9 protein-coding genes and 1 pseudogene are annotated in these 13,382 nt (G+C 60.3%); 5 read left to right on the top strand and 5 right to left on the bottom strand.

The features are described 5' to 3' along the window. Positions 1-10: 10 nt before the first annotated feature. Positions 11-3,742, top strand: a complete 3,732-nt coding sequence (locus HUK73_RS03380) for a conjugal transfer protein TraG N-terminal domain-containing protein (protein WP_176590642.1) — start codon at positions 11-13, stop codon at positions 3,740-3,742. Here the strand turns inward: HUK73_RS03380 and HUK73_RS03375 are convergent, their stop codons facing one another. After that, on the bottom strand, positions 3,743-4,183 hold the full coding sequence (locus HUK73_RS03375; protein ID WP_176590641.1) for a hypothetical protein: 441 nt from the start codon (positions 4,181-4,183) through the stop codon (positions 3,743-3,745). A gap of 114 nt (positions 4,184-4,297) precedes the next feature. Here HUK73_RS03375 and HUK73_RS03370 point away from each other — a divergent pair, with 114 nt between their 5' ends. The 3 genes from HUK73_RS03370 to HUK73_RS03360 are packed head-to-tail and all read left to right on the top strand — an operon-like array spanning position 4,298 to position 6,473. Next, entirely contained in the window at positions 4,298-4,933 is a 636-nt protein-coding gene (locus HUK73_RS03370) for a hypothetical protein (protein WP_176590640.1), read from the top strand. A gap of 6 nt (positions 4,934-4,939) precedes the next feature. After that, a complete protein-coding gene (locus HUK73_RS03365; RefSeq protein ID WP_176590639.1) occupies positions 4,940-5,500 on the top strand; it encodes an RES family NAD+ phosphorylase in 561 nt (186 codons plus the stop codon). A gap of 43 nt (positions 5,501-5,543) precedes the next feature. Beyond that, complete coding sequence (locus HUK73_RS03360; RefSeq protein ID WP_176590638.1) at positions 5,544-6,473, top strand: HEPN domain-containing protein; 930 nt, start codon at positions 5,544-5,546, stop codon at positions 6,471-6,473. Between the two features lie 229 nt (positions 6,474-6,702). Here the strand turns inward: HUK73_RS03360 and HUK73_RS03355 are convergent. Further along, positions 6,703-7,620: pseudogene (locus tag HUK73_RS03355) on the bottom strand (IS30 family transposase). 137 nt (positions 7,621-7,757) lie between these two features. On the opposite strand from HUK73_RS03355, the gene HUK73_RS03350 reads away from it, so the two are divergent. Beyond that, complete coding sequence (locus HUK73_RS03350) at positions 7,758-9,029, top strand: transposase (protein ID WP_369805426.1); 1,272 nt, start codon at positions 7,758-7,760, stop codon at positions 9,027-9,029. Between the two features lie 77 nt (positions 9,030-9,106). Here the strand turns inward: HUK73_RS03350 and HUK73_RS03345 are convergent, their stop codons facing one another. Genes HUK73_RS03345 through HUK73_RS03335 form a run of 3 tightly spaced genes read right to left on the bottom strand, consistent with a single transcriptional unit; the run spans position 9,107 to position 13,380 of the window. Beyond that, positions 9,107-10,648: an acyl-CoA synthetase gene (locus HUK73_RS03345; RefSeq protein WP_176590637.1), complete on the bottom strand. Its 1,542-nt coding sequence runs from the start codon at positions 10,646-10,648 to the stop codon at positions 9,107-9,109. A gap of 41 nt (positions 10,649-10,689) precedes the next feature. Further along, positions 10,690-12,111, bottom strand: coding sequence for an aldehyde dehydrogenase family protein (locus HUK73_RS03340; RefSeq protein ID WP_176590636.1), 1,422 nt, complete (start codon positions 12,109-12,111; stop codon positions 10,690-10,692). Positions 12,112-12,129: 18 nt separating this feature from the next. Continuing rightward, positions 12,130-13,380, bottom strand: a complete 1,251-nt coding sequence (locus tag HUK73_RS03335) for an acetyl-CoA C-acetyltransferase (protein WP_176590635.1) — start codon at positions 13,378-13,380, stop codon at positions 12,130-12,132. Between the last annotated feature and the right edge of the window lie 2 nt (positions 13,381-13,382).

Raw genomic sequence — 13,382 nt, 5'->3', positions numbered from 1 at the left:
GCTGCACGCCATGCGCCGCGCCCTTCGGTTCCTGACCGCCCTCACTACCCTCCCCATGCTCGCCCTCGCGTCGCCCGCCCGCGCGATTGATGCGAGCTTCCACACCTATGACGGCTTTGCCGAAACCGTGGATGCCTTCCGCCAGGTGGCGATGATCTTTGGCGATCCGCGCTATGAGACGCTGGTGCTGATTATCGCGACGGCCGGCATCGCGCTCGGTGCCGTCGTCGCCAGCGTCCGTGGGTCGAGCATGGGCATTGTCGCCTTCGGGTTCCAGATCCTGTTCGGGATCGGCCTGTTCACAGGGCTCATCGCCACGACCGGCACGGTCCATGTGTATGACCGGGTCCGTAATGCCTATCAGCCCGTGGGCGATGTCCCGAACCTCATCGTCCTGGTGGCGGGCGCTACCAACATGATGGAGCGCGCCCTCGTTGAGACGATCGATGACAATACCATCGATCCCGACGCGAAGATCGAGTTCGGCGCTGGCGGCCACAGCTTCGACCTGTTCCTGAACGCTGTCAGCCCACGCGGCCCCATGACTGACAGCTTCCTTGACGCGACGATCAAGGATTATGTCCGTCAATGCTATCCCGTCGCGCGGGTATCGCCGGCCTATGGCGTGGATGACGATCAGCTTTTCCGTACCGCGACCGACCTGCCGACGGCCTTTGCCGCCATGGCCGGGCCTTCGACATTTTCCACGGTCTACACCGCGTCGGACAAGGGCGGAACGACAGTGAGCTGCACCGAGGCATGGACGCATATTGCCGACCGGCTCTCCGATCCCGATCTGTTCGAAGACTATACACGCCAGGTGTGCGCGCGAACCGGGTTCGACGTCTCCAACGCCGCGCGGCTGACGCGCTGCCGCCAGCAGCTTGGGGAAATGGGCCAAATGATGCTCGGCCATCCGCTGAGCGCCCAGGCGTTCCTGAGCCATATCCTGCTCGGCAATAGCGTGGGCGATGTCCTGTTCGAAGATTCTCCGGCGACCGCCGCGCGGGTGATGGCGAACCGGGCCGTGATTTCCAATGGCCTCTCCGCCATGTCGGTCGCCAATGAGTGGATGCCGACTATCCGGGCGACGGTGTTCGGGATCATGTTGTTCATGGTGCCGATCGCGCTTCTATTCATTCTCACCCCCATCAACCTGCGGGTCGCGAGTTTCTCGCTTGGCATGTTCGTGTTCGTGGCGCTGTGGGGAGTGATCGATGCGGGCATCTACCAGCTCACTTTGGGCCGAGCGATGGCGACGCTCTCGGAACTGCGATCCAATGCGGTCGCCGCCAATGCCTGGTTGCTCGCGCCGTCGGCGGCGATGAAAGCCTTGGCCATATTCGGGAGCTATCGCACGGCCGCAGCGGGCCTTGCTGGCGCGTTCGTATTCACGGTGTTCCGGTTCAGCGGCAATGTGTTCACCGCCTTCACCTCCGGCTCCCTCGGCATCGCTGGGCAAGCAACGGCTGCCGCCGCGCCCATGGCGACGACGGAGGGCCAGGCGTCCGCGCTCGAAGCCCAGGCATCCGCCATGGGCACGCGGACGCGGGCGGCCGGCGCTTCCAGCTTTGGGGATTTCGGGGAACGGTCGACTTTCAGTTCGAACCGGACTTTTGGCGAAGCTGGCCATATCCTTGGCGAACGGCCTGGCGCGGCTGGGGGCACCGCGTTCGCGCTGGGTGGCATCGAAGGCGCGCGCCAGCTCGGTGCGCTCGCACCAGCGCTTGGCGGTCGCGACCTTTCCGACCCACAGGTGGCGCGAGCAGTGCAGTCCAATGCCGCCACCACGGCGATCCATCAATTTGCGGAAAAGGATGCGCTGCGCGACCTTGGCACGACCTATTTCGGGAATGGGCAGGCAGGCGAGAAGGCGTTCGCGGCCTTCTCCCAGAACCTTGTCCAGTGGCGGGCCTTCGGCGACACACGCGCCTATGGCATGTTGATCGACGGGGCGACGCGGCATTTCGAGCGGGCGGGCTATTCGCCCCAGGATGCGCGCCTCAAGGCCTCGGGGGTGATCGGCGAGGCGCAGGCCGATCCGACCTTCGGCAAGCTCATCGCCAATGCCTTTGATCAGCAGCAAATGCTGGTCAACGACCTCACCGCTGCGCAGGTACAGGTCGGCGCGATGGAAGGCCGCCGTGACTATGCGGGCGAGAATGTCGCTGGAATCGAGAGGGCCAATGTCGCGACAGAACAGGCGTGGCGGACTGGCGGCAATCAGGGCCATCGGGAAGCAGCCTCCATGCTTGGCCTCTCGCTCGACACCACCTCCAGGCGCATCGGCTTCATCAACGCCCTGTCCGGTGAGGCGCGGAGTACCGCCATCACCCAACTCTCCCGCGCAACAGGACGCAATGAGGCGCAGGTCGTTGCCGCGCTCGAGCGGTACAATGCCTCGGTCCAGGTCGGTACAGCGGACGGCGTCACCGCAGAGGCCGGCCGCGAGGGCACAAGCGTCTATGGTCGCACCCGTGAGGCGGCAGGCTATGACTTTGCGGAACGGTCCGGCAAGCTCGATGCCCAGCGCGAAGTCGGGACCGATGGCACACGCGCAGCCGCCCGCATCGGCGAGCAACGCCGCCAGTCCGAGAATTTCGGTTTCGCGGAAGGGGCGCAGGCCGTCGGCAGTTCGACGCGTGAAGCCGCACGCCTCGACAGCTTCATCCAGGCGCTGAGCCGGACAGCGGGCAATCAGGTCGACATGGCTGAAGGCGGCGCTGAGGGCATTGCCGATCGTGCCCGTAATGACCGCATGACCTCCATCGTCGACAAGGAACGCTTGACCCGCATGCAAGGACTGCTCGCGGAGAACGGCATCAAGATGAGCAAGCGCCAGATCGCGATGGACCAGAATGGTGACCTCAGTCTCAACCTGACGCCCCAGACGGCGGCGGCGATGTGGCAGGCTGGGCTCATCAACGAGAGCCAGCTCGGCGCAGTCGCGAATGGCGGCCGGGCGCGGTTCAGCTTCGCTCATAATGACCTGTTGGTTTCCAGCGGCACATCGTTCAGCCAGTCGGCCAGCAGCGACACCAGCACTCGGTTCGAGGCAGGCAAGCAGGCCGGCCCAGATACCATCGAGCATTTCATGGGCGGTGGCGCCGAGGGTCAGGCGATGATGGCAAACTGGCTGCGCGGAGGGTTCGAGATGGACCGGAAGGGCGAGTGGCGGTTGAAGCCGCAGGTGGCGGACACGCTCCAGCGGGACGTGCAAGCGGTGATGACGCAGACAGGTTGGAGTCGTTCAATCTCCCGAAGTGCAATGCATCAAGTGTCCCAAGGCACCGAGGTTGGAGGCGAAATTGGAGGGAACGCCTCCCAGATCGAGACGTCAGGAAAGCCGGGCGGCGGAAGGATAAATACCTCACATAGCGGAAAAGCGTCTTTCAGACTTGGCGCGAGCAGTCGTGATTATGGCACAACAACAAGCGACGCCGGCGCGAGCATCGATGTTGTGAATCACGATGTCCGCGAGGCGATTTCGCGAGCAGAGCGGGCTGCATCAGGAGCGGCCGACCCCGCACGAACATTCACCCATGAGCTTGGTCAACAGATCCTCGGAAGCGACGGGCTTCGCAATCGATATCTTGAGCAGGCAGACTCAGGCCGAGGTTTGCGCGACTGGTTTGCTCCTCTCACGAGCGCAGAGCAGCGCCAAATTCTTGAGACCGGCAGGTTCAGCGGCGATCTCGATCACGGCCCAAATGACGGAGATTCAGATTACAAAAAGCGCTAATCACCGACGATGCCTTCCAATCCAACCCGGATTAGCCGGATTCATTGGTGATCGAATGTCTGTTGGATCGGAGAGGTAAGACATGGGTACGCGCTCATCGAAACCAAAATTCTCTCCAGCATGGATTTCCGCCAACTCCTCGGCTGACAGCTCTCGTCCCTCACTGCTCGGATTCCATGGATAGGCTAGGCCCTGCCGCCAACCCCAAAGATACAGCCCCGTCAAATACCAAATCAGAGCGAAGGGATGGAGAAAAAGGGAAAGGGCAAAGCCGATGCCATCGTCCGTTGCCCTCGCCGCCCAAGGGACAAACGCCACCGCAGTCCAAAAGACCGCCGCGCTGGTCCACCACGCCTTCGCATACCCAGGGCGCCACAGCAGATGCGACAGCTTCAGGGTCGAAGGTGACACCTCAGCATCGTCGTAAGCTGCCGGATCCATGAACTATTCCTTTCCGGACGACTTTACCGTGTAGCGCTGTCCAAGTCACGCTGAATTGCCACGCACCTTGTCCTATCTGTCAGAATGATATACATAGAGACAGAAAGGACGCTTATGGCAAGCCCTGCACCAATTGCCGGTTCTGGCACCCGCGAAGGTCGCGGCAAGGCTATCTCGGCCAGTGATACGCTGCGCCGAAAAGCCCTCGAAAAGCTGACTCTCGCAATCGCAAAAGCCGTTGAATCCGCAAGCGATGATACGCTGGCCGATATTGTCGGCTCAAGTGATTTGCGTCATGCGCTGACGGTAGCCCCACGCGACATAGCACCAGAATCCCCCGCAGATATCGCAGTCATCAAGGCTGCGCGGGAGAAGACCGCTCAATTTCGAGAGGAAATGGCAACCCGTGCCGGCGGCATGTATGATCGCGCGCAAGTCGCCGCCATGCTCGGCGTTTCGACGGCTGCGATCGAGAAACAACGGCAGCGGCGGCAGGTTTTGGGCGTCCCTTATGGCTCGGAGATCCGCTATCCCGCCGCCCAGTTCGTCAATGGGGAGACGGTGAACCATCTGAAGCGCATTCTCGAAGCGTTCGATGATACCGATCCATGGCAGCAGTTGATGCTTCTGACCACCCCGCTGGAGGGATTTGAAGCCGAACCACGGACGCTTCTCCAATTGCTTGCGCAGAAGCCCGATGCCGAGGTGCTGCGTCAGCTCGTGGCGCTCGCTTCCGGCTGGGCAAACTGAACGTTCATGACAGTGACCGTTTTGCGTCGCATCGCAGCTGGGGCGACGCTCCACCGTATCCATCGTCCGTTTCACGACGCTGTCTTTTTCGGACCCACCGGTGCCACCCCACAAGGCCGATTTGACGCACCAGACGGCAGCTTCAAAGTCCTCTATGCGGCTCGTGCGCTTGAAACAGCCTTTGGGGAGACACTGGTGCGGTCGCCGCATATTGCATTTGTGCTTTCTACCGCCGTGAACGCGCGCGTTCGAAGCGAATTGCTGGTGACTAAAGCTCTAAGGCTGTTTCCGCTCATCGATGGCAGCGTTTCCAAGCTCGGCCTTTCGTTCACGGACCTGCATGGTGACGCTTATGCAAAGACGTGGGCAGTGAGTGCCCAAATCCATGACAACACTCCCGCGGATGGCATTCTCTACACGTCACGCTTCTATAATCAGCGCTGCGTAGCACTTTTCGGTCGGGCTGCCTCATCAATCGCAGAAAGCCCCAATATGAAGCTCCCCATCTCCCCGGCAGATGCCGCCAAGTTGGCGGAAAAATTCGGGAAAATCTATGTTGAGCCGTAGGCATCATTAGGCCATGGTTGAACGAATTGAGTGATATAGGCATATGAAAACGGATCTGGACCACCTTCCCGCGAACAAGCGCCGCGAACTGGATCGCGTTGTTCAGATCCTGTTCGAGGAATTCGAGGACGCGCTTGGAGAACCCACAGGCCCGCGCAAGCTGGGACGCATACTCAAGATAATTCTCTACGGCTCATATGCCACGGGCCGTTGGGTACATGAACCTCACACCGAGAGAGGCTATCGATCGGATTTCGACCTGCTCGTCATCGTCAATCAGAAGGAATTGACGGATTGGCTCAAATATTGGGATAAGGCTGCCGAGCGCATTGATCGGGAATTCATGATCCTGAATCGCCTGCGCGCACCCGTCAATTTCATCGTGCACACCTTGCAGGAGGTGAACGACGGCCTGGCGCACGGCCGCTATTTCTTCATGGACATCGCAAAGGATGGCATCGCACTTTACCAGTCTGACAATAGCGAGTTGCACAAGCCAAAGCCGAAAACACCACAGCAAGCCTATGACATGGCGCAAGAGTATTTCGACCAGTGGTTCGATCTTGCGATTTCATCAAAGATTGTGTTTCAGTTTTGCCGTGAAAGCGGCAAGTTTGCCCATGCAGCCTACAATCTCCAACAGACGTGCGAACAGTTGTACTACACCGTCCTTCTCGTTTTCACTTTTTACACACCATATAGTCATAATCTAAAATACTTACGTTCGTTGGCAGAACGGATTTCGCCACGCCTGATTGATGTTTGGCCGAGAGAAGTTCGAAAGGTCGAAGCGCGATTTCTGAAACTGAAGGATGCCTATGTGAAAGCCCGACACTCTGACCAGTTCAAGATGACCGAGGAGGAATTCGCTTACCTCTCCGAACGCGTCGAGCTTCTTGGAACCGTCGTAAACGAACTCTGTCAGGAGAAATTAGCCGATTTGCGCTCCCGCTTGAACTTACCGCACCAATAATCAGGAAATGGCCCCCATATCTGATAGGCTAGCCAGTTGCCAATAGTCCTCTCGCGAAATAGCTCGGGCACCGTCTCACGCGACCGTTCGGACCGTTCGACTGGCGCGGGTTGGCCGCTTCAAGCTGACTGTTTGCGGAATGCCGGCGGTTTCGATTTGAAGCGCGACATCCGTGAGATGCGTAACATTTCATCCAGGGTGGGGCGAGCCCCACCCTGGATGGCAAAATCTATCCGGCCTTGAGAAGGGCTATTTGCTCTCCCAGAACCTCCTGTGGGGTTCGGTAGCCCAGGCATTTGCGAGGCGTCCCGTTGAGGCGATCAACCACGGCCTGGATCTCCTTGTCCGACAGCAGCGCGATGTCCGTTCCAGACGGCAGGAAGCGCCGTATCCGTCCGTTGCTGTTTTCCACGCTCCCTTTCTACCAGGGGGCGGATGGCAGACAGAAATAGCTCGTCATGGCGAGTTTCTCCTGCAAGGTCGCAAAGGCGGCAAATTCCGTTCCCCGATCGAAGGTGATGCTCTGTCGCAGGGAAGGGGGCATGCCGTGCAAATGATGCTGGATGCCCGCCATGACCCCGGCAGAGTGGCGGCTCGGATTGCGGGCAAGGATCGTGAACCGGCTGCGGCGATCGGCGATTTCTGCGGGTCGCGCACCGATCGTGTTGGCCAACGGGATATGAAGTCCCCGAGGCTTGCGCGCATAGCGCGGTCGGCGAGAACGACGGGCGACCGGCAGATAGCGCCATAATCCCTGGCTGCGACCGTCAGGCCCGTAAACGAACTGGTAGATGGTTTCGTGACAGACGGTCTCCCGAAGACCGCGATGACGCCGAAGATAGCCGGCGATCTGCTCGGGCGACCAGGCGGCCGACAAGCGATCGGCGATATAGGTGGCAAGTTCCGGCCTGCGCGCAATCTTGCCGCCACGCACGCGACGTCCACTCGCCATGGTCTGTGCCACCGTCGGGAAATAGCCGCGAAACAGCGGATGCTCATCCAGGTACCGGTTGCGCTTAAGCTCGCGATAAATCGTCGATGGATGCCGGCGCAGTGTCGCTGCAACCTCCCGCACGGACCGGCCGGTCGCCACCAACCGATAAATATCGCGCCGCTCGTCCAAACCCAGATGCTGATAGCCGTTCATCGCGTGCCTTCCTGGAAAGGGGATCAAACCCCTATAAATCCTAGGATTTCGCACTTCGATCTAGAATCCACCCCCAGATACTGCGACAGTGGCTGCAACCATGGCGTAGATTCTTCACTGCGCCCAGCTGGGAGCATGTGCTCGTCCTGGTGATGGGTGCCTTGCTGGCACCGGGCAAGCGCACCGTCAGTTCCTGCTTGCGCATGACTGGCCGGGCCGAAGCCGCCAACTTTGCAAGCTATCATCAGATCCTCAGTCGGGCCCGCTGGAGCCCCCGTGCCGTCGCCAGACGATTACTGGGCATTGTCGTCGATCGGCTCGTGCCCGATGGCCCTATCGTCATTGGTATGGATGACACCATCGAGCGCCGATGGGGACGCCGCATCGCTGCACGGGGTATATACCGGGACCCGGTCCGTTCCAGTCACGGCCATTTCGTCAAAGCCAGCGGGCTGCGTTGGTTGAGCTTCATGGTGCTCACCCCGGTGCCATGGACCAGCCTGATCAAGGCCTTACCGGTCCTGACCCTGCTCGCCCCTTCGGAGCGATCCGACCTTCAACGTGGCCGGCGGCACAAGCTGCTGACTGACTGGGCTCGGCAGGGCGCCTTGCAGCTGTGTCGCTGGCTGCCAGGCCGTCGGATCATCTTCGTGGGCGACAGCAGCTTCGCCGTTCATGAACTGGCCCATGCCATTACGCGGCGCGCGACACTCATCAGCCGGTTGCGGTTGGATGCGAGCCTGTTTGCACCATCCGCGCAACGAACATCACGCACCATGGGCCGGCCCGCGCAAAAAGGCCCGGCACTGCCAAAACTGAAAACCCTGCTCTCCAACCCCGCGACAATCTGGACAAGGATCATCGTCTCCGCCTGGTATGGCCATGTCGAGGGTAAGGAACTCGAGATCACCTCCGACACCGCCTTGTGGTACAGGCCGGGCACCCCCGTAATGCCTGTCCGATGGGTACTGGTGCGTGACCCCGACGGAAAGAGGGCACCGCAAGCCTTCTTCAGCACCGATGTGACACTCCAACCCGCCGACATCATCGCCCTGTTCGTCCGCCGATGGCAGATCGAGGTCACCTTCGCTGAAACCCGGGCCCATCTCGGTGTCGAGACACAGCGTCAATGGTCCGACAAAGCTATAGCCCGAACCACCCCAATCCTCCTCGGACTCTACAGCCTCGTGTCGCTCTGGGCCGGCGACCTGCTTGCCAGCACCACCATCCCTTACTCCGCAGCCTGGTATCGAAAAACCAGCCTTACATTCAGTGACGCAATCACTGCCGTCCGCCTCCAACTCTGGGTCGGAGACATTAATCGACACTCCCCGTCAAACCGCGAACCCCAAAATATTCCAACGCCCCGCGTCATACGCATGGTCGAGGCCCTCTGCTTCGCCACCTAATCGTACAAAGTCGAGCTGAGAACGGTCACCACCTGCCACCCGATGCTTGCCAAGTGCGCTACCCTGGGCGCGCTTCATCAGGCGCTTTCCTTTTGGAGATAACGGTCGATGAGAATTTTCTTGTAAAGTTTGCCATTCTCCTGCCGGGGCAGCTCACATTCAAAATCAAAGGACCTCGGCACCTTGAGATTGGCAAGCCGTTCACGGCACCACATGGTCAATTCAGCGGCGAGATCGGCGCCCGCGTCTTCCCAGCTACGAGGCTGCACCACCGCCTTCACTTCTTCGCCGAATTCTTCGTTGGGAAGGCCGATGACCGCGACATCGGCAACTTTGGGGTGCCCAAGCAGCAGGTTCTCGATCTCCTGAGGGTAGATGTTCACACCTCCAGATATGATCATGAAGCTCTTGCGGTCAGTGAGATAGAGATAGTCTTCCTCGTCCACAAAGCCGAGGTCTCCGACACTTGCCCAACCCTTGTCATTGTACGACGAAGCGGTCTTTTCCGGGTCCTTGTAATAGGCGAAACGCGCTTTTGCGGCTTCGAAATAAACTGTACCGATCTGCCCGGCCTGCAACTCCCTGCCTTCGTCATCGAGGATATGAACCGTCGAGCCCTTCGCCCGCCCGACGGAACCCGGATGGGCAAGCCATTCCGGCGAGTCTATGGAAGTAAAGCCTGTGGACTCGGTTGAAGCATAATATTCCGCGAGGATTGGCCCCCACCAATCGATCATGCGCTGCTTGAGTTCAACCGGGCATGGCGCGGCGGCATGAATTGCCATTCGGTGAGTGGACAGATCATATGTGATCCGCTCATTCTCGTCGAGCGCCAGCATCCGATGGAACATGATCGGCACCCACTGGCTGTGCGTGACGCGATAGTCCTGGATGGCGCGAAGCGCGGCCTCGGCATCAAATTTATCGAGGATTACGGCCGTTCCGCCCAGATGCATTACGATATGCACAAACCCCAGAGGCGCGGAATGATAGAGCGGCGCCGGAGAAAGCAGCACGGTTTGCGCGTCGATACCAAATATCTTCGCCATGCCAGTAAGCTTGGTCGGCATGGTCCCGATGGGCATGTCGGGCGCGAAGTCCGACAGCACGCCTTTGGGCTGACCGGTCGTGCCTGATGTGTACACCATGCGAGCGCCAGCCTGCTCGTCGGCGATCGCCCCGTCCGGCTGGGCGGCGATCGCCTCCTGCCATGAAATAAAGCCTTGGTCGCTCCCGTCGACCAGAAAGCGATGACGCAGCTCAACTCCACTATCCTCGACCTCGCGGAGTAGCGGCATGAACGCGGCGTTCGTCACCAGCAGGGCGGCATCGCTATTCTGCAAGATATAGGCGATTTCATCGCGCTTGAGATGTGTGCTGATAGGGGTGTAGATAAGCCCCGAGCGCTGCGCACCCCAGCAGACTTGCATGAAATGCTCATCATTGGGGAGGAGCAAGGCGATATGATCGCCCGCTCCCAATCCAAGACTGCGGAACAGCTGGGCGATTCGATTGGACTGCCGGTCGAGTTCGCCATAGGTTACGACCTTCCCGGTCCTGGCCAGGATATAAGCCGGTTTGTCCGGCGTCTCTGTGGCATGATGTGTCGGATGCTGCATCTGTTCTCCTCACTCTCCCAGAATTTGCACGCGCCGTCTTGTTATGCGGTTTTGGGGATATAGACCGTCTTGGGGTCTGTATACTGCAACAGCCCATCCATCCCATTCTCGATCCCTAGGCCCGATTGCTTGTGACCGGCAAAGGGAGCGGTTGGCGGCAAATAAAGGTTTTCGTTGATCCAGACGGTTCCGGTTTCCAGCCGGGCCGCAATTTCGACCGCCTTGTCCACGTCGCGCGACCAGACGGCTCCCGCCAGTCCGAACTCGCTCGCATTGGCGCGGCGAATGGCATCGTCCACGTCGGCAAATTTGAGCAGCGGCAGCACGGGACCAAAGGCCTCTTCGGTGACGACGCGGGTATCGTCGGACGGATTGTCAATAATCGTGATCGGCACGAAATAGCCGTCGCCATCCGGCCCTTCCGGCCCCTGGATGACCGCCAATCCCTGTGCCCGGGCTTCCTCGATCAATGCGATAACGCGGCGATATTGCCGTTCGTTCTGGATAGGCCCGAAGACGGTGCCTTCCTCCGCGCCGTCTCCGAGCTTCATGATTTCGGCCAACGCAACAAAGCGATCGCGCAATGCATCATAGATCGCTTCATGGATGTAAAGCCGCTTGGTCGCCGTGCAGACCTGCGCGCTGTTGTAGAATGCGCCCATGAAGATCTTGACGGCTACCTCATCCAGGTCGACATCGGGCATGACGATAGCGGCATCGTTGCCGCCCAGTTCAAGCGTGACACGCTTCATCGTTTCCGATGCGCTTTGCATCACGAGTTTGCCGGTGGCCGTCGAACCGGTGAAGGATATCTTGGCAAAACCCGGATGAGCCGTCATCTTCGGGCCCAGCATGTCGCCACCGGTGATGATGTTGAGCACGCCGGCCGGGAATACGTCCTTGAGCAGAGCGCCGATGCGAAGCATGGTGAGCGGCGTAAACGGCGAAGGTTTCAAGACCACGGTGTTGCTCGTTAGCAGCGCTGGAACGATTTTCCAGCAGGACAACATCACCGGAAAATTCCATGGCGAAATTGCGCAGACGACGCCGAGCGGAACATAGCAGGTTTCAACCCGTCGTGTCTCGCTGTCTTCACTGACCAGAACAGGCAGCGTCATCTGGGCAAAATAATGGAACCAGCCCAGCGAGGCCTGAATTTCCGCCATGGCGGCTGCGAGCGGCTTGCCCTGTTCGCGCGTGAGCAGCGCCGCCAACTCGTCGACATGAGCGGCGATCACCTCCGCGGCTTTCACCAGCAGGGCCTGTCGCTCGCCGATCGGCCGCGCCGACCATGCGGGGAAGGCGCGCGTCGCCGCCGCGACGACGCATTCCAGTTGCTCCTCCGAGGCATCGGGAGCCTGGGCGAACGGATGACCGGTTGCCGGATTGACAACCGTCATGGTCGCGGCGCCGGCAACCAGTTCGCCGTCAATCAGCATCGGATATTCGGATGAGTCAGCCATTGCTTTTTCCCCGCAGCGTTAGATACGTTCGATGATGATCGCCGGTGCCATGCCCCCTGCCGCGCACATGGTAACCAGGCCGAATTGCTTGTCGCGCCGCTCGAGTTCGTCAAGCAACGTGCCGATAAGGATCGCCCCGGTCGCGCCGATGGGGTGGCCCAGGGCGATGGAGCCGCCATTCACATTGACCTTCTCACGATCGATATCGAGGTCGCGGATGAACTTCTCGGTGACGACAGAAAAAGCTTCGTTGACCTCGAACAGATCGATATCCTCGAGAGACAATCTCGCCCGGGCAAGCGCCTTGCGCGCAGCAGGCACCGGCGCGTTGAGCATCAAGGTGGGCGAATCCCCGACATTGACAGCGGTCACGATCCGGGCACGCGGCTTCAGCCCGTGCGCGTCGGCATATTCTCTTGAAGCCATGAGTACCGCCGCGGCTCCGTCAACGACGCCCGAGGAATTGCCAGCATGGTGTACATGGTTGATGGCCAGGCCAGGAAATTTCCGCAGGATCAAGCTGCGATAGGTCGTGGCTTCGGCATCCAGCGGGGCGTCGGCCATCGCCTCGAAGGCGGGCTTGAGACCCGCCAGCGTCTCGGCGGTGGTCGACGGGCGTGGATATTCCTCCCGGTCGAGCGCGAGCATCCCATCTTCATGATGGACCGGCACCAGCGATCGGTCGAATCGCCCCTCGCGGATCGCCATGTCGGCGCGCTGCTGGCTGAGAAGCGCCAGCGCATCGAGCTCTTGCCGGCCGATCCCTTCCAGCGTTGCGATCGCGTCGGCGCATACACCCTGGTTGGATTGCGGATGCAAGGCGCGCAGGCGAAGATTGTCACGGTCCATGAACACCGCGCTGGCGGCGGTGCCAGGACCGTATTTGGACATCATCTCGGTCCCGCCTCCAATCGTCAGGTCCTCATGACCCGCAGCGATGGACGAGGCTGCAAGGGCCACCGACGTTATGCCGGAGCCGCAAAAGCGGCTAAGGGTCACGCCGCTGGCGCGCACGTCATAACCCGCATCGAGCGCTCCCATACGACCGAGATCCCCCGATTGCTCGCCGATCTGAGAACTGGTCCCCCAGATCACGTCGTCGACATGGCCGGTATCTATACCGTTCCGTTCAGTGATGGCGCGCAATACGCAGGATGTGAGATGCTGGGGATGCAGGCTGGAGAGCGCGCCCTTCCCTGCCCGGCCGATACCCCGGGGCGTCCGGCATGCGTCGATGATCAATGCCTGATTGGGCGATTGCGTCGGCACTT

The organism is Sphingobium sp. EM0848 (assembly GCF_013375555.1).
GTDB lineage: Bacteria > Pseudomonadota > Alphaproteobacteria > Sphingomonadales > Sphingomonadaceae > Sphingobium.
Note: the sequence above shows the minus strand (reverse complement) of the source record. Positions and strands in the feature narration are given on the sequence as shown.

Bases quoted from the DNA above. Each gene is read 5' to 3' on its own strand.
- HUK73_RS03380 (WP_176590642.1), top strand. From the start codon at position 11: ATGCGCCGCGCCCTTCGGTTCCTGACCGCCCTCACTACCCTCCCCATG.
- HUK73_RS03375 (WP_176590641.1), bottom strand. From the start codon at position 4,183: ATGGATCCGGCAGCTTACGACGATGCTGAGGTGTCACCTTCGACCCTG.
- HUK73_RS03370 (WP_176590640.1), top strand. From the start codon at position 4,298: ATGGCAAGCCCTGCACCAATTGCCGGTTCTGGCACCCGCGAAGGTCGC.
- HUK73_RS03365 (WP_176590639.1), top strand. From the start codon at position 4,940: ATGACAGTGACCGTTTTGCGTCGCATCGCAGCTGGGGCGACGCTCCAC.
- HUK73_RS03360 (WP_176590638.1), top strand. From the start codon at position 5,544: ATGAAAACGGATCTGGACCACCTTCCCGCGAACAAGCGCCGCGAACTG.
- HUK73_RS03345 (WP_176590637.1), bottom strand. From the start codon at position 10,648: ATGCAGCATCCGACACATCATGCCACAGAGACGCCGGACAAACCGGCT.
- HUK73_RS03340 (WP_176590636.1), bottom strand. From the start codon at position 12,111: ATGGCTGACTCATCCGAATATCCGATGCTGATTGACGGCGAACTGGTT.